We start from the raw sequence: 15,323 nt of genomic DNA on the forward strand, positions 1-15,323 counted from the left end.
CGGAAGAGGACGCGAAATCACGAGAGACCGCCCGCTGGCGCACACCGTGTGCCTGGGAAGGTCGCGTCAGGACCCGCACGCGGCACCGTCGGATGAGCCCGCTGCCGCCACCCCTGACGAAAGGCTCGTGGATGTCCTCCTCCCGAAACCCGCGTCGCGCCCATGCCATCCTCTTCGGGCGCAATCCCCACCAGCACGACACGTTCGACGTGGAGGCGGAGGCCGCCGAGGCGCTCGGCATCGACACGTACCAGGTCGACCTCTGGACCCTGCTGTCCGGCAATGCCTCCCGCGCGCTGGCCGCCGTGCCGGAGCGGGGCGAGCTCCAATTGCTCTACCGGGGGTGGATGCTCACCGAGGAAGAGTACGCCGCGCTCGACGAAGCCGTCTCGGACATGGGCCACCAGTTGATGACGACGCCGGAGCAGTACGCCGCGGCGCACTACCTGCCGAACTGGTACCCGCGCCTCGCGCCCTACACCGCGCGCTCCGTGTGGATTGAGGGGACGAACGCGACGGAGGCGTGGCATGCGGCGCAGGCGCTCGGACCGGCGCCGTGGATTGTGAAGGACCACGTGAAGTCGGCGAAGGAGCGCTGGGCGGAGGCCTGCTTCGTCCCGGCCGGCGCCACGCGCGAGGACTTCGAGCGCACCTGCGCCAACCTGCTCGAGGAGCGCGGGGACCGCTTCGAGCGCGGCTTCGTGGTGCGCCGCTACCTTCCGCTGAAGACCTTCGGCCGGACGCCCGCCGGTCCCGCGCACCTGGAGTTCCGGCTGTTCTTCGGGCGGGGCCGCCTGCTCGCCGCCGAGCCGTACCATGACTTCGACGTGGAGGTGCCCGACTTCACCGCCTTCGAGCCGCTCGGCCGGCGAATCGACGCGCGCTTCTTCACCCTGGACGTCGCCATGCTGGAGGACGGCGGTTGGGCCGTCGTCGAGGTGAATGACGGCGGCGTCTCCGGCCTGCCTCCCAGCCTGGACCCGCGAGAGCTCTTCGCGGCGCTCCTCCGGGCCGGGTAGCCGGGCGCACGGCGATTTCCGGGCGGCTGACAAACCGCCCCCATGAGCTGTCCCCAACATCATGAAGCACGGTCACTCGTCTTCGACCGTGCCGTAGCCACCCGGGGCGAGGATGGTGCTGCACGGCGACGCGTTGTCGACGAAATCGACCACCTTGACCGAGTAGCTGCTCGACGGAGTGCCCGACAGATCAATCGGCATGTAGCAGTAGGACTGCGAGGTGACGATCGACTCCGCCACCGGCATGCCCTCGCAGCTCTCGCCGCTGTAGACGTAGACGAGGTCGTTCATCTCTGAGGTGACCTCCAGGACCATGTTCCCCGTGGAGTACTCGCTGGACACCCACTTCAGTACCGGCCGGGGCGGCGCATGGAAGTCCACGTGGAATGAGCCCACCCCCACGCGAGCGTTGTTGCCCTCCCGGCCCTCGCTGACCCGCAGGTCCACATCCGCGAGCGCGACCAGGTGATAGCTCCCATCCGGGACATCCGGCCTCGCCACCAACGTGCTCACGTCCTGGCAGGCCCCCGCACGCACGAAGATCGGCTCGGTCGTGGCCACCCATTTGTCGAACGGCTCGAAGGTGTTGCTGTAGGAGAAGTAGAAGGAGACCTCGGTGCTGCCATCGGTGTCGCCCCGATTGCAGAGCAACGCCCGCAGCGGCCCCCTCGCTCTCGGTGACAGCTCGGAGGGGCCCGTCACGGTGGAGAACTCGAAGTCCGGCCGGCCCGGGATGAGCTCCTCCGCTTCCGGAGCGCCAGGCTCTTCCGGAGAGGGAGCTTCAGAACAACCCACGAGGGTTCCGATGAGAGCACCCAGCAACGACCAATACAGCTTCATGGGAGAGGCCTGCCTTCTGAGGTGAAGAACTCTCGATCGCGCCCCGCGCCCTTCGCCCCTCTCGCCCCGCGGACCCGACAGAGGTCTGGACGCGGAACCGGCGAATGAATTCAGACCGTCTCACTCCGTGCTGGTCGTCGTAATGCATCATTCCCCGACTCGTCGGCTCCATCCTTTTCGAGGGAATCCTCCCTCTGGGATGAAGCCGGGAGCGCAAATGCAAATCAGCACAGGGGTGAGCGGATTGCTGTTGGCCGTGGGGCTGCTGGTGGGGGGCTGCGGGGTCGATGACGCCACGGGTGCGCAGTCCAACCTCGAGACCCGGAAGGACGAGCTGCCGTCCTGCTACGGTCAGTCCTTCACGCGCCAATTCTACAGCGACCCCGGGTTCACCACGATGACCGGGCGGTGGGAGTGCTACTGCGGAGAGGGTAGCGCCTTCGTCTACGGGAACTGGCAGGCGGCGCCCTTCTACCAGGACTTCAACGTCCAGGACTGCCCCTGGTAGGCTAGGGGCACGGGCTTCAAGGCACGTACCGGAGCGCCACGTGTCGACGCGGCGCTTCGGGTCCGGCCTTCGCGGCTCAGGCGACGCGAGGGAAGTCCACCTCGGTGCCGGCCACGACGTTGAGGTAGTTGGTGAGCACGTTCTGGGCGACGGCGGCCACCACATCCACCAGCTCCGCGTCACTCAGCCCCGCCTTGCGCGCCTGGGCAAGCTGCGGGCCCACGTCCGCGGCCCGCGTGCGGGCGATGGCGACGGCCAGGTCAAGGATGGCCTGCTCGCGCGGGTCCGTCGAGCGACCGGTGCGGAAGCCACTCAGCTCATCCGCCTTCACTCCATGCCCCTTCGCCAGCGCCGTGTGCGCGGAGAGGCAGTAGGTGCAGTGGTTCAGCTCCGCCACCGCGATGGCGATGGCCTCCTGCGTGCGCGGCGACAGCTTCGCGCCCCCCATGGCGTTGAAGTAGCCCGCCACCGCCTCCAGCGCCGCCGGAGAGTGCGCGAAGGTGGAGAACATCTTCGGGACGGTGCCGAACTTCGCCCTCACGGCGGCGAGCGTGGGCTCGGACGCCGCGGGCGTGTTGGCGGCGGTGACAGGGGAGATGGTGGGCGTGGTCATGGCGTGGCTCCGGGGACAGCGGGTGGTGCGGCAGGTCAAATTGGTATCGACTCGATACTAAATGCGTCGGACCTCCTGGCTTGTCAAGTCGGTATCGTCCCGATACCTTCTCTTCATGGCTGTCGACCGCCTCTACGCGCTGCTCGAGCGCCTCGGGAACCTGCTGCGTACGGAGGAGCGGGCAGCGGGGCTGCGCCATGGGCTGCAGCCGGTGCACCTCCAGGCGCTGCGCTACCTGCAGTCGTGCAACCGCTACAGCAACACGCCCGCGGCTCTGACGGAGTACCTGGGGCTCACCAAGGGCACGGTGTCCCAGACGCTCCTGCTGCTGGAGGAGAAGGGGCTGTTGCGGAAGGAGGCGGACACGGAGGACCGCCGCGTCGTCCACCTGCACCTGACGGACGCCGGGCGCACGGTGCTGAAGGAGGCCATTCCCCCGGCGCTCTTCAAACAGGCGCTCGCGGGACTGCCGGGCGGGGGCGAGGCGCTCGAAGAGGCTCTCACCGGGCTGCTGCGCGGCGTGCAGGCGGCGAATGCCCAGCGGAGCTTCGGGGCGTGCTCCACCTGCAAGCACTTCCGGCGGGAGGGCCCGGGGCGCTTCCGCTGCGGGATGACCCAGGAGCCGCTCTCGCGCGAGGACAGCGTGCTGATGTGCCGGGAGCACGAGGCCGTTCCCCCGGGCCACTGAAGCGCGCGCTCAGCGAGGAGGCCCCTGCGTCATCGCCGCCCGTGTCGTCGTGGCGCACGCCCCGCCGTGCGCCCGTGGCCACCCTCGCCCGCCTGTTCCAGCTCGTCGGACGTCCAGGGCAGGTCGAGCTGGTCCTGCAGGTCATACAGGGTGTCGCCGTGAACGAAGCCGCGGCGGCCACGGCGCACCCGGAAGCGCACCGGCCTGTCGAACGGCGGGAGCTCCTCCTCCACCAGGGTCCGCGCCAGCTTCTCCGGCAGGTCCAGCCAGACCACGCCGTGGGGCATCCCCTCCTCGTCCAACTCCACGTCGTAGACGAGCGGCACCGCCTGCTCCCGCACGAAGGCTCCAGCAGGTAGAGCCATGAACCGCGCACGCACGTCGGGTGCCACGAGCGACTCCACGTCGAGCGCCAACGGGCGCGCGAGGAAGTCCTTCATCGAGTCCACACCGTCGAGCAGTGCCTCGTAACGCGCAGTCAGCTCCGGGACTTCGAGCCCGGGCGTCTGCCCTCCCGAGCGGCGCCACACCTCGCGCACCTCTTCGACGCGCGGCAGGTTGCGCTGCGCCTCTGGGTGGTGCGCCTCGCCCTTCGCCAGGGCCTCCGCGAGCGCATGCCGGGCCTGTCCGGCCAGCTCCGGCCCCCACGCGTCCAGCACCTCGACCTCGCGGTCCAGCTCGAAGCCGGAGTGCTCCAGACTCCGCTCCAGCACGAGCGAGTCGCGCCTCGCGTCGTAGGCAACCACTGGCTCACCGCGCCACGCGTACCGGCGCAGCAGGTCGAGCGGGACCTGCGTCCCCTCGATGGAAGCCTGGGTGGTGCCGGAGCGGTCGGCGAAGTAGCGGATGGAGCCGGCCACCGCGCCAAAGCTCCCGCACACACTCGTCTTCGAGATGCGCACGGGCTCGCCCTCCGCCGTCAGCTCGTCGATGACGACGTCGAACGGCATGAAGCACGCGAGCAGGCCGGTGAAGCGCAGGAGGACATCCTTCTCGGCCTGCGGCATCCGCGAGGGCAGGTCCACGCCCACGCTCCGGTAGACACTGGCCATGGCGAGCGCCGCATCCTCAATGGCCTTGACCAGCACACCGCGCCGCTCGGCCCACCGCGCCAGCGCCCCCGCGTCGAACACGTGGCGCGGCAGCCCGTACACCTCACCGACGGAGCCCGCCTCCCGGTACGCCTCGGCATACAGGTTGTACACAGTGAGGTGGTCGCTCCCGGGGACGAGCACTCCGTCCAGGTCGCGCTCCCCTTGCGTCATCCGGTGCAGGGACTCGATGGCGCTGCACACCGCGAGGACGGGCAGCAGCGCGTCCTCCGCGTTGACGATGAGCTCCGCCCAGGCCCGCTCCACCGGGAGCGCCTCCACGGCCCGCCCGTACGCGGTGAGCCGCCCCTGCGCATCGACGATGTTGCGCGCCTGCAACCGCTGGAGTGCCTCCGCATAGGCGTCGCGGTCCAGCGGCACGGGAAGGTCCAGCGCATCCGCGCGGATGCCCAGCGCGGCGGCGGTGAGCGCGACGCGCTCCGAGTCTCCGGCGAGCTGGAACTCGGGCGTCGTGGGACGGAGCGCGAAGAAGTCGATGTCGCGGTCGCTCAGGATGAAGACGCGCCCTCCCTCCACGCGGCCGTGGACGCGCCCGGCCATCTGGAGGAGCTCGTTGTTCCCCAGGTAGACGCGCGTGAGCACGTTGCGCCCCTGCGCGACGACGTTGGCGAAGCGCGTGTCGTCGATGACGACGGTGTCGAGCCCCGGCACGTTGAGCGCGCTCTGCCCCGCAGCCGTCATGGCGAGCAGGTACGGCCGGGGCGCCGTCCCCTCCAGGAAGGGCCGGATGACACCGATGGGCTGCCCGCCGTGGTAGTACGCCGCGTGGATGCGCGGCCAGCGCGTGCGGACCTGCGCGGCCACCTGCTCCACGGCCGCGCGCGTGGGGAGGAAGACGCCCACGCCGCGCCGTCCCGCCTCCACCTCCCGGAAGAAGGCCGCGTCCAGGAACCCCAGCAGCTCCCTGCGCTCCACCTGGACACGGGCCGCCTTCGCCGCGTCATAGGCGGAGACCTCGATGGCCTCGGCGCTGTCCAGGTAGTGCACGTAGAAGGCGGGGTCCACCGTGGCCGACAGCCAGATGAAGCGGCAGCCCACGTGCTTGCCCAACGCGAGGCACAGCTCCAGCTCCGCCGACGTCTGGTGGATTTCGTCGATGACGAGCATGTCCTGCGACTGGATGTCGCCGTGCTGGAACCAGCGCCGGGCGATGCCCGTCGTCACGATGACCACGTTCCAGCCCGGCGTCTCGGGCGTCGCCTCGCGCTCGCGGTTCACCACCCCGACCTTCAGCGGCGTCCGGCCCCCGTCACCGACGACTTCCTCCGCGATGGGACGGATGGCGAGCGTCTTCCCGGTGCCTGTGCCGGCGACGATGCCAAAGCCCTTCCCGGCTCGCGCCAGCTCGCGCACGTGCGCGCCGTGGTGCCGTTCCAGCCACGTCTCCAGCCGCAACCCCAGGGCCAGCTCGATGGCTTCACAGGCGGCCCGCGTGGGAGCGATGACAATCACCCGCCCCCGTCGCGGTGCCGCCGCGGCCTGGGACTCCGGCGGGAGGAAGTGGTCGGTGGGAGTCCTCACGGTGGACAATCACGCACGGCGCCCCTCAGGGCGCAACCGGACTCGGAGGATCTTCAAGGATGGCCTGTTCACTCCCAGCAGCCCCGGGAGCCTCGTCGAGCCAGTGCGCCACCCTCGCGCGAAGGCTGAAGGGAATGCCCCGCGAGCGCGTCAACCGCTCCGCGCGGGCCTTCACCATGCCGCGCGCGAGCTTCTCCGGGTGGGCCAGCGCCACGAGGATGCAGTTGGCCGTCTCCTCCACGTCGAAGGCATGGAGCTGCGCGAAGCTCGCGTGCCAGGTGCGGACCATGGCGTGGAAGAACGGATTCGGTGTGCGGACGACATTGCTCACCACCGCACCTCCCGGGGCCAGCCGTGCCCGCGTCGCCAGGAGGAACTGCCGCGTCGCCAGGGGCCCGGGGATGCCGCGCGGGCCGTACGCGTCGAGGATGATGACGTCGTACAACGGGCCGGGCGTCTCGATGAAGCGCCGCCCGTCGGCCACGTGTGACTGGAGCGCTGAGTCCTCACGGAAGCCGAAGTAGCGCCGCGCCACGTCCAGCATCCCCGCGTCACTCTCCACCGCGTCGATGTGGGCCTTGGGCAACACGGCGCGAAGGAACATGGGAATCGCGCCACCGCCCACGCCTACGACCAGGATGCGTCGCGGCGCCTCCACGAAGGCCAGCCCCGCGACCACCGCCTGCGTGTAGGGCAGCTCCAGGCGCAGCGGGAAGCCCTGCCCCACCACGCTCTGATACGGGCCGTCCCACTCGAACTGGAGGTAGCGCCGACCTGCTCCGTCCTGGGTCACGATGACCCGGCTCTCCGGTGGCCTGCCCACGTGCAGCACCGTGCGCGGCCAGGCAAGCGCGCGGGCCTGACGGGACAGGAGCCGCACGCGCCGTCGGACACCGCCGCGCGGAGCAGCGCCTCGCCGTTCCATGCGTCGTCGACACAACCAGATTCTTGCCACCCACCCCATGCGCACATCTTCCTCGAACCCACGAAGTCGACACCAACTCCAGGCCCTCGAACCGGGGCTCCGTCACGCGGTGCCGGCCCCGCGAAGGCGAGGCTCCGAGGCCTGCTCCAGGCTCGCGATGACCTCGGCAAGTGCCGCGCGGCGATCCGGTCGGGCATGGGCCAGCTCGCCCCGGAGGATGGGCAGTGCGGCGTCTCCCATGACGAGCAGTCCCTCCAGCGCCGCACGTGCGACGGGATTGCGGCGGTCGTGCAGCAGCGCCGCCACCTCCGCCACCGCGGGACGGTGCCCTCCGAAGGCGAGTGTCCGGATGGCCCGGACGACATGACCTGCTTCCGAATCGTTCAGCAGCTCGCGGGTCAGCTCCAGGTACTGCTCCCGGGGCACCAGCTCCCGCAACAGCCGGTGCGCGCGCAGGCGCACCGAGGACTTCCGGTGGGAGAGCAGCCGGGCCAACCGCTCGACCACGTGAGGCTCCCTTCGGCGCGCCATCCACTCCAGCGCCCTCGGGTCCGGCTCCGGGACTTCCCAGGCGAGCGTCTCCAGCCTCCGCTCCACGTCGCGCAGCAGCTCGGGAGTGAGGTTCCTGTCCAGTGACGGGTCATCCAGGAGGATGGGCGCCAGGGCGGTGACGACGTCCGCCCGCAGCGCCGGGGTGTCGACCAGCGAGAGCAGCGCGATGCGCACCTCCGGGCCCTGTCGCTCGAGCCCCTGCAACAGCGCCGCCAGCGCCACTGCATCCTCCTTCCGGTTCGCGAGGTCGACGAGCCACCCACCCATGCGGAAGGCCTCGTCGCGACGCCCCCACGAGGCGAGCCCTCCGAGCACTCGCAGCGCCGCCTCGCGATGGTCCTCGTCCTCGTGGACGATGCGGAAGAGCGCATCCTCCAGCTTGCGACCTTCGATGGCATGGGCGGAGGCTCCTCGCTGGAGCAGCTCCAGGAAGTGCGTGCGCTCCAGCCCTCGCGCCTGGGTGAACAGCGCCAGCAACTCGGGGCTCCACACCACGTTGCCGGAGAGGACCTCGAGCACCGCGGTGTGGCCTTCGCGAAGCCTCGGGAGGATGAAGGGCAGCACCCGGGTGGCCGGGAGCGAACGGAGCGTGTCCGCCGCCATCGTCCCCGAGCGCCCACGGCCCAGCCGCCATACGTCGAGCAGGAGCGTGACGTACGCCGGCAGCAGGCGCGCCGTCGGCCTGAGCCCCTCCAGCAGTTCCACCAGCGACTCCAGCCAGACCTCTCCCTCCATCCCCTCCTCCACGGAGCCGAGCAGCGCACGGAGGGCCTCCAGGTCCCCACGGTCGAGCGCCCCTGGGGGTACCCACCGGAGCGGTCGCTCCTCGCCGAGGTCTTCGAGCAGCGACTGGAGCCGGGGCAGGCCACGAATCCGCCAGAGCTGTCGCGCGGCCTGCCGGCGGACCTCCACGTGGGCATGGGACAGCAGGTCGACGAGCAGCGCCTCGTCCTCATCCGACGCGGGAGTCCCCAGCGCGGAGAGCGCGGCGAGGGCGAGCCCCTGCTCAGGGTGTCGTGCGAGTCGCCGCAGCACCACACGGGCCGCCTCCGTTCCCACGTCCCCCATCCACCGCACGAGCGGCCCCACCTTCGCGGGCGGTGTCGCCTCGGCGGCGCGAGCGAGCTCCGCGAGCAACGCATCCTCCGGAACGTGCGTCCCCCACTCCTTCCGGACGGTCTCCAACAGGTCCGGATGCGGCCCCCGCGCCACGGCTTCCAGCACCTGGAGCGGAGGCACCCACCGGAGCACATACGGCACGAAGAACCGCCGCACCGAGGGCGAGCGGGCCTGGACGAGCGCCTCCATCAGTCGCTGGCCGGACAGCTCCCCCGCGAGGACGAGCCGCTCGGCGCCCCACAGCGCCACACGCTCGTCGGGCAACGCAGACGCAATCCGTGCCTCCTCCAGGGACAGCACGGCCCCGAGCCGCTGCATGACGGCGAGGGCTTCATGAGGCTGGATGGATTCATCCGCCCATGCACGCCGGACGTCCGAGAGTGCGCCAATCCGCTCGGCCCCGGACAGCCGCCCGGCGAGCGCCGTCAACAGGGAGAGCGCCAGTCGACGGGGGGAAGACTTCGGCCCCTTCAGCAAGGCACGAATCACGTCCAGGTGTCGCTTCAGGACGGCCGCCCGCGCGTCGGTGAGGCCCGTCGTTGCCGCCGCCGAGAGCAGCTTCGTGAAGTCCTCTTCCGCTGCTTCGAGTGTGGCCGCATCACCGGACGACAACACATCATCCATCCACGCCAGGTCCGCATCCAACCGTCGCTCACGAAGCAGCCGGGCCTGCTCGGGGTCATCGGACGTGTCGGGAAGCCACTGCGACAACCCATGGCGGCGCAGCAACACCGCCAGCTCTTCGAGCGCTTCCGGCGACAGCTCGAGGACGCCACCCTGGACCGCGTCGAGCAGCACCTTCGCGGAGCCCGCCCCGCGCCGCAGGAGCGCCACCAGGGTGCGGGGTGACAGGACACCGGAGAGGGCCTCGCACAACAGTCCCTGCTCGCGAGGCGAGGCGGCGGCCTGGAGCGCCTCGAGCACCGTGGGCACGTAGCCACGACCGCAGGCGGCACGAAGCGCGCGGACCAGGGACTCACGCAGACCGGGGTTGTCGTGGCGCCGCAGCCAGCCCAGCATCACTCCGATGGGCGCCGGCCAGCCAGGGCCCACCGTCGCGAGCGCCTCGGCGGCGGTCTTCTTGATGTTCATGTTGGGGTGGTCGAGCCCCGCCGCGAGCAGCGGCACCGCCCAGTCCACCTTGAACACCCCGAGGCCGCTGAGCGCCTGACGCAGGCGATAGATGTCCTCGGAGCGTGCGAAGGGAACCAGCCACGCCACGGCCCGTGAGTCCCCGGAGCAGGCAAGGCACTCCAGCGCGAGCTTCTGGACGTGCACGCTCCCATGGCGGAGGTACCGCCGCAGCCGCGGCGCAAGCGTCGGATGCTTCCGGCCGACGAGCTGTCCCAACACCCGCTCGATTTGTGCATCACCCAGGTCCCGCTGCTGGAGCTGGTCGAGCAGACACTCCGCGAGGACGAGCGCGCCCGCCTCGTCCTCCGATGCACGGGTGAGCAGCCCGCGCGGGCGTACGCGACCACTCGCATGGAGCCCACGACCCACGTCGGAGATGGCCTGATGCGCCACGGCCCGGACAGCTTCATCCGCGTCGAGCAACAGCTCACCGAGTGGCACGAGTGCGCGCCGCCGGGCCTCACGGCCGAGCTGTCCGATGGCCTGGCGCCGCAACGGGTGCTGCGTCTGGCGGGCAATGCGGGAGACCTCGGCGAAGGCCGCGTCGGAGTAGACGGGCTGGAGGCTCGCGAGCACCTCCCGGCTCGGCTCGCCTTCGACGGGCCAGGGAATGGTGGCCGGAGGCGCGTCCTCGAGCGCCGCCACCACGTCGAGGGCCTCGGCACGCCACGCGGCGACGGACAGTTCTGGATGGGAGCGGAGGAACTCGACGGTGCGCTCACCGCCCACGTGACGGAGCGCCTCCAGGCAGGCCCACGGCTCGGCATCGAAGGCCCCGAGAATGGGCTCTTCGCTGGCCTCGTAGCCCTGGTGTCCGAGCGCCTCGATGACCTCGGGCCAGAGCGGACGCGCCTCGGGCCGGACGAGCAGCACCCGGAGCAGGTTCAGCGCCTCGTTGCCATCCAGCTCCCGCAGGAGCGCGAGGTGCCGGGGAAAGGCCGCGTCCGTGGAGGGCAGCGTCCACAGCGGTTCGATGTACTCGCGCTGCCGGAGGCTCAGCACCTCCGCGATGACGCCGGGCGCAGTGGCCGGGCTGGCGAGGAACAGCTCACGCACCAGCGGCACGTCTTCCGGCTCGCACCGTACGCCTCGCCGGTAGAGCGTCTGGAGCAACCCCGCGCAAGTGGGGCCGAAGCACAATGGGTCCTGCCGTGAGACGAGGAGCGCGAGTCGCAGCTCCTCATGGCGTGCGAAGGGAGCCAGCAGCGCCATGGCCTCGCGCCGCACGGAGCGCCACTGGCGCTCGTCCTCCAGCACGAGCCTCAGCGCGGAGGAGGCTCCCTGGTGAGCCAGGGCACGAAGGGCGGCGATGGCGAGCCGCTCCGAGCGCCCGAGCAGCGACTGGAGCGGATGGATGGAGGGAGCAAGGTCGGGCCTCGCCGCCCAGGGTTCCGCGAGCAACCCGGCGGCCTGGAGCGCCACGCGCTCGTCGGTGGCATCGAGGGCACACACCACCACCGTCAGCGCGTGAGTCAGCGTCACGAGCCCCAGGCCGAGCGCCTCGCCCAGGTGACGGAGGCCCGTGAGCTGCACCTCCGGGTCCGGGTGAGCACACAGCGCATCGACCAGCGCCTCCGCATCGGGCGCATCGGAGAGCGTGAGCCGCTGGACCGCACGGAGGAGCCGCTCCCCACCCGGATGCGTGGCCAGCCTCGCGGGCTCGCGAAGCACCTCCGTGACGAGCCACGCCACCTCGGCCTCGATGGGCCTTGTACCCTCCGCCAGCGATGCCAGCCGTGCCAGGGAAACACCGGGGGGAAGCAGGCGCGCCAGCTCCGCGAGGAGCACCTGCGACTCGGGCGCACACGCCCCCAGTGTCGTGGGAAGCGCCTCCACCAGGAGTGACGGGGTGTCGCCTCCTTCCAGCCGCTCCAGGCGCTGCTTCAGGTGCAGCAGCGCGGCGTGGACCTCCTCGGGGTCCTTCGCTTCCAGCAGGGCGCGCAGCTCCGTGGGGGCCAGACGCTCGGTGCGCAGACGCTGCTCCAGCAGCGCACGGCTCCGACGCGGGGTGAGCTCGACGGGCTGTGAGTGAGGCATGGGACCCTTATAGGCGGGCCGGAGGGAGCCCGGCAGGTCCCGAGGGGACGGAACACGCGCCACGGCCTGACTCCCTCCTCCGCCGGCATGAGAGCCCGAGTCGACTCAGCCCTGACGGAGCACGAGCAGCCGCAACTCCGTCATGTCCTCCATGGCGTACTTCACGCCCTCGCGCCCCAGCCCGGAGCCCTTCACGCCGCCGTAGGGCATGGTGTCGACGCGGAAGCTCGGCACATCCCCGACGACGACGCCGCCCACCTCCAGCTCGTCCCAGGCCCGCATCGCCCGCGAGAGGTCCTTCGTGAAGATGCCCGCCTGCAGGCCGTAGCGGCCGTCATTCACGAGGCGGAGCGCCTCCTCGAAGTCGCTGAACGGCTGGAGCAGCACGACGGGTCCGAAGGCCTCCTCCGCGCACAGCGGCTCGTCCACGGGCACCCCCTCCAGCACGGTGGCCTCGAGCAGCGCGCCGCGCCGCCCGCCTCCGGCCAGCACCGTGGCGCCCCGCTTCACGGCCTGCTGAATCCAGCCTTCCAGCCGCCGCGCGGCGGGCTCGTCAATCATCGGCCCGAGCGTGGTGGCCTCGTCCCGGGGGTTGCCCGCGCGAAGTGCCCTGGCCCGCGTGACGAGCCGCTCACGCAAGGCGCCGTACAACTCCTCGTGCACGAGCACGCGCTGCACGGAGATGCAGCTCTGGCCCGCCTGGAAGAAGGCGCCATGCGCGATGCGGTCCGCGACGAAGTCCAGTTGCTCGCCCTGGTCGCGGTCCACCACGCAGGCCGCGTTGCCGCCCAGCTCGAGCACCACCTTCTTGCGGCCGGCGCGGGCCTTCAAGTCCCAGCCCACCTTCTCCGAGCCGGTGAACGAGAGCAGCTTCAGCCGGTCGTCCTCGATGAACGGGCCCACGTCCTCCAGGCGCGTCGGGAGCACCGAGAAGGCACCCTCGGGCAGGCCCGTCTCGGCGAGCACCTCCGCCATCAGCAGCGCGCTCACGGGCGTGCGGTCCGACGGCTTGAGCACGAACGGGCAGCCCGCGGCGATGGCGGGCGCCACCTTGTGCGCCACCAGGTTGAGCGGGAAGTTGAACGGGGTGATGAAGGAGACAGGCCCCACGGGCACCCGCTGTGTGAAGCCCCGGTAGCCCGCCGTGCGCTTCGACACCTCCAGGTTCAGGACGTCGCCCCCGCCGCGCACGGCCTCCTCCGCCGCCGCCTTGAAGGTCTCGATGAGGCGCGTCACCTCCCCCCGCGCGTCGCGCAGCGGCTTGCCGGCCTCGATGCAGAGCGCGAGGGCGAACTCCTCGAAGCGCTCCTGGAAGCGACGCACGCAGTGCTCCAGCACCTCCTGCCGTGCGTACGGGGCCAGCTTCCGCATGGGCCCCGCGGCGCGCACGGCGGCGGCGATGGCCTCCTCCACTGCGGCCGCGTCGGCCACGGCCACGCGCGTGACGACTTCGCCCGAGTATTTGTCGATGACGGGCAGCTCTGCATTGGGCTGCCGGGGCCGGTTGGCCAGGTAGTACGGGTAGCGTTCAGCCAGCATGGTGTTCCCCACTTTCTCTCTCGTGCTCACGGCACCACCGCGCTCTCGACACCGGCACCGAGCGCCCGTGCATTGTCCGAGTAGTCGATGGGCAGGTCGATGACATGCACGCCGCCCGACTCCAGGCAGCGGGCGAGCGTGGCGCCGAACTCGGTGGCGCTCCCCGGGCGGTGCCCGCGCGCGCCGTACGCCTCCGCGTAGCGGACGAAGTCCGGGTTGCCCAGCGTCATGCCGAAGTCGGGCAGGCCCATCTCCCCCTGCTTCCAGCGAATCATCCCGTAGCCGTCGTCGCGCACCACCACCACCGTCAGGTCGAGCTTCAGCCGCACCGCGGTCTCCAGTTCCTGCGAGTTCATCATGAACCCGCCGTCGCCGCAGACCGCGAGCACCTTGCGGCGCGGGTGGACGAGCTTCGCGGCAATCGCGGACGGCAGGCCCGCGCCCATCGTCGCGAGCGCGTTGTCCAGCAGCAGCGTGTTGGGCCGGCGGCTGCGGTAGTAGCGGGCGAACCAGAGCTTGTACATGCCGTTGTCCAGGCACACGACGCCATCATCCGGCATGGCGCGCCGCACCTCCGCGACGAGCCGCGCGGGGTAGATGGGGAAGCGGTCATCGGCGGCGCCGCTCAGGAGCTGCGCGTCGAGCCCGGCACGGGCGCGCTCGAAGGGCGTGAAGTCCCAGTGCGAGCGCGGGCCGACGCCCTCCGCGATGCGCCACACCGCGTTGGCGATGTCCCCCGTCACCTGCACCTGTGGGAAGTACACGGGGTCGACCTCGGCGGAGGAGAAGTTGAGGTGCACCACCGTGCGGCGGCCGTCGCGCATGACGAACGGGGGCTTCTCGATGACGTCGTGGCCCACGTTGACGATGCAGTCCGAGGCCTCGATGGCGCGGTGGACGAAGTCGCCGTCGGACAGCGCGGCGGTGCCCATCCACAGCGGGTGCGTTTCATCCACCACGCCCTTGCCCATCTGCGTGCTGAAGAAGGGCATGCCCACGCGGTCCACGAAGACGCGAAGCATCTCCGAGGTGAGCTTGCGGTTGGCCCCCGCGCCAATCATGAGCAGCGGGCGGCGGGCCGAGGCGATGGCCTCCACCGCCTGGGCGATGGAAGCCTCGTCGGCCACGGGCCTGCGGCTCACGCCGGGCGACAGGGGTGCGGCGTCGGTGGACTCGCGAGCCACGTCCTCGGGCAGCTCCAGGTGCGTGGCACCGGGGCGCTCCTCCTCCGCGCGGCGGAAGGCCTCGCGCACGGCCGAGGGGACATGCTCCGCCGAGACGAGCGTGCGGGTGGACTTGGTGAGGGGCCGCATCATCCCGACGACGTCGACAATCTGGAAGTGGCCCTGCTTGCTGACCTTGATGGGCTTCTGGCCGGTGAGCATCACCATGGGCATGGCGCCGAGCTGGGCGTACGCCGCGGCCGTGACGAGGTTGGTGGCGCCCGGGCCCAGCGTCGCGAGGCACACGCCCGCCCGGCCGGTGAGCCGGCCTTGCGTGGCGGCCATGAACCCGGCCGCCTGCTCATGCCGCGTGACGATGAGACGCATGCCGGCGGCGCGCATGGACTCGAGCAGGTCCAGGTTCTCCTCGCCGGGAAGCCCGTAGATGCTGCGCACGCCCTCGGCTTCGAGCGCTTTGACGAACAGGTCTGATGCCTTCATCGGGTGCCTCTCCTTCGTGACGAGGAAGATGTACCCGTGAGGCTCGATTCGT

At 70.8% G+C, this 15,323-nt stretch carries 10 protein-coding genes; 3 read left to right on the top strand and 7 right to left on the bottom strand.

What is annotated here, in order from left to right:
* Positions 1–131: 131 nt before the first annotated feature.
* Positions 132–1,019: an ATP-grasp domain-containing protein gene (locus tag OV427_RS04345; RefSeq protein ID WP_267854843.1), complete on the top strand. Its 888-nt coding sequence runs from the start codon at positions 132–134 to the stop codon at positions 1,017–1,019.
* 72 nt (positions 1,020–1,091) lie between these two features.
* Here OV427_RS04345 and OV427_RS04350 read toward each other — a convergent pair whose 3' ends face one another.
* On the bottom strand, positions 1,092–1,859 hold the full coding sequence (locus tag OV427_RS04350; RefSeq protein ID WP_267854844.1) for a hypothetical protein: 768 nt from the start codon (positions 1,857–1,859) through the stop codon (positions 1,092–1,094).
* Positions 1,860–2,076: 217 nt separating this feature from the next.
* Here OV427_RS04350 and OV427_RS04355 point away from each other — a divergent pair, with 217 nt between their 5' ends.
* Entirely contained in the window at positions 2,077–2,367 is a 291-nt protein-coding gene (locus tag OV427_RS04355; RefSeq protein ID WP_267854845.1) for a hypothetical protein, read from the top strand.
* Positions 2,368–2,443: 76 nt separating this feature from the next.
* Here the strand turns inward: OV427_RS04355 and OV427_RS04360 are convergent, their stop codons facing one another.
* Complete coding sequence (locus tag OV427_RS04360) at positions 2,444–2,980, bottom strand: carboxymuconolactone decarboxylase family protein (protein ID WP_267854846.1); 537 nt, start codon at positions 2,978–2,980, stop codon at positions 2,444–2,446.
* A 115-nt stretch (positions 2,981–3,095) separates the two neighbouring features.
* Between OV427_RS04360 and OV427_RS04365 the strand changes: the two genes are divergently transcribed.
* Positions 3,096–3,668 carry a MarR family winged helix-turn-helix transcriptional regulator gene (locus tag OV427_RS04365; protein WP_267854847.1) on the top strand — a complete coding sequence of 191 codons (573 nt, stop codon included), beginning with the start codon at positions 3,096–3,098 and terminating at the stop codon, positions 3,666–3,668.
* Between the two features lie 29 nt (positions 3,669–3,697).
* Here the strand turns inward: OV427_RS04365 and OV427_RS04370 are convergent, their stop codons facing one another.
* The 5 genes from OV427_RS04370 to OV427_RS04390 all read right to left on the bottom strand — a co-directional run bounded on the left by OV427_RS04370 (position 3,698) and on the right by OV427_RS04390 (position 15,271).
* On the bottom strand, positions 3,698–6,301 hold the full coding sequence (locus OV427_RS04370) for a DEAD/DEAH box helicase (protein ID WP_267854848.1): 2,604 nt from the start codon (positions 6,299–6,301) through the stop codon (positions 3,698–3,700).
* A 25-nt stretch (positions 6,302–6,326) separates the two neighbouring features.
* Positions 6,327–7,181 (bottom strand): spermidine synthase, encoded by an 855-nt coding sequence (locus OV427_RS04375; RefSeq protein WP_267854849.1) that lies wholly within the window; start codon positions 7,179–7,181, stop codon positions 6,327–6,329.
* A gap of 147 nt (positions 7,182–7,328) precedes the next feature.
* Positions 7,329–12,068: a HEAT repeat domain-containing protein gene (locus OV427_RS04380; RefSeq protein WP_267854850.1), complete on the bottom strand. Its 4,740-nt coding sequence runs from the start codon at positions 12,066–12,068 to the stop codon at positions 7,329–7,331.
* A gap of 105 nt (positions 12,069–12,173) precedes the next feature.
* On the bottom strand, positions 12,174–13,607 hold the full coding sequence (locus tag OV427_RS04385; RefSeq protein WP_267854851.1) for an aldehyde dehydrogenase family protein: 1,434 nt from the start codon (positions 13,605–13,607) through the stop codon (positions 12,174–12,176).
* 26 nt (positions 13,608–13,633) lie between these two features.
* A complete protein-coding gene (locus tag OV427_RS04390) occupies positions 13,634–15,271 on the bottom strand; it encodes an acetolactate synthase large subunit (RefSeq protein WP_267854852.1) in 1,638 nt (545 codons plus the stop codon).
* Positions 15,272–15,323 lie beyond the last annotated feature (52 nt).

The sequence above is a fragment of the Pyxidicoccus sp. MSG2 genome, from assembly GCF_026626705.1.
Taxonomy (GTDB): Bacteria; Myxococcota; Myxococcia; order Myxococcales; family Myxococcaceae; genus Myxococcus.

What these genes read in the sequence shown, in the direction of transcription:
- OV427_RS04345 (WP_267854843.1), top strand. Translation starts at nt 132, where the DNA reads ATGTCCTCCTCCCGAAACCCGCGTCGCGCCCATGCCATCCTCTTCGGG.
- OV427_RS04350 (WP_267854844.1), bottom strand. Translation starts at nt 1,859, where the DNA reads ATGAAGCTGTATTGGTCGTTGCTGGGTGCTCTCATCGGAACCCTCGTG.
- OV427_RS04355 (WP_267854845.1), top strand. Translation starts at nt 2,077, where the DNA reads ATGCAAATCAGCACAGGGGTGAGCGGATTGCTGTTGGCCGTGGGGCTG.
- OV427_RS04360 (WP_267854846.1), bottom strand. Translation starts at nt 2,980, where the DNA reads ATGACCACGCCCACCATCTCCCCTGTCACCGCCGCCAACACGCCCGCG.
- OV427_RS04365 (WP_267854847.1), top strand. Translation starts at nt 3,096, where the DNA reads ATGGCTGTCGACCGCCTCTACGCGCTGCTCGAGCGCCTCGGGAACCTG.
- OV427_RS04380 (WP_267854850.1), bottom strand. Translation starts at nt 12,068, where the DNA reads ATGCCTCACTCACAGCCCGTCGAGCTCACCCCGCGTCGGAGCCGTGCG.
- OV427_RS04385 (WP_267854851.1), bottom strand. Translation starts at nt 13,607, where the DNA reads ATGCTGGCTGAACGCTACCCGTACTACCTGGCCAACCGGCCCCGGCAG.
- OV427_RS04390 (WP_267854852.1), bottom strand. Translation starts at nt 15,271, where the DNA reads ATGAAGGCATCAGACCTGTTCGTCAAAGCGCTCGAAGCCGAGGGCGTG.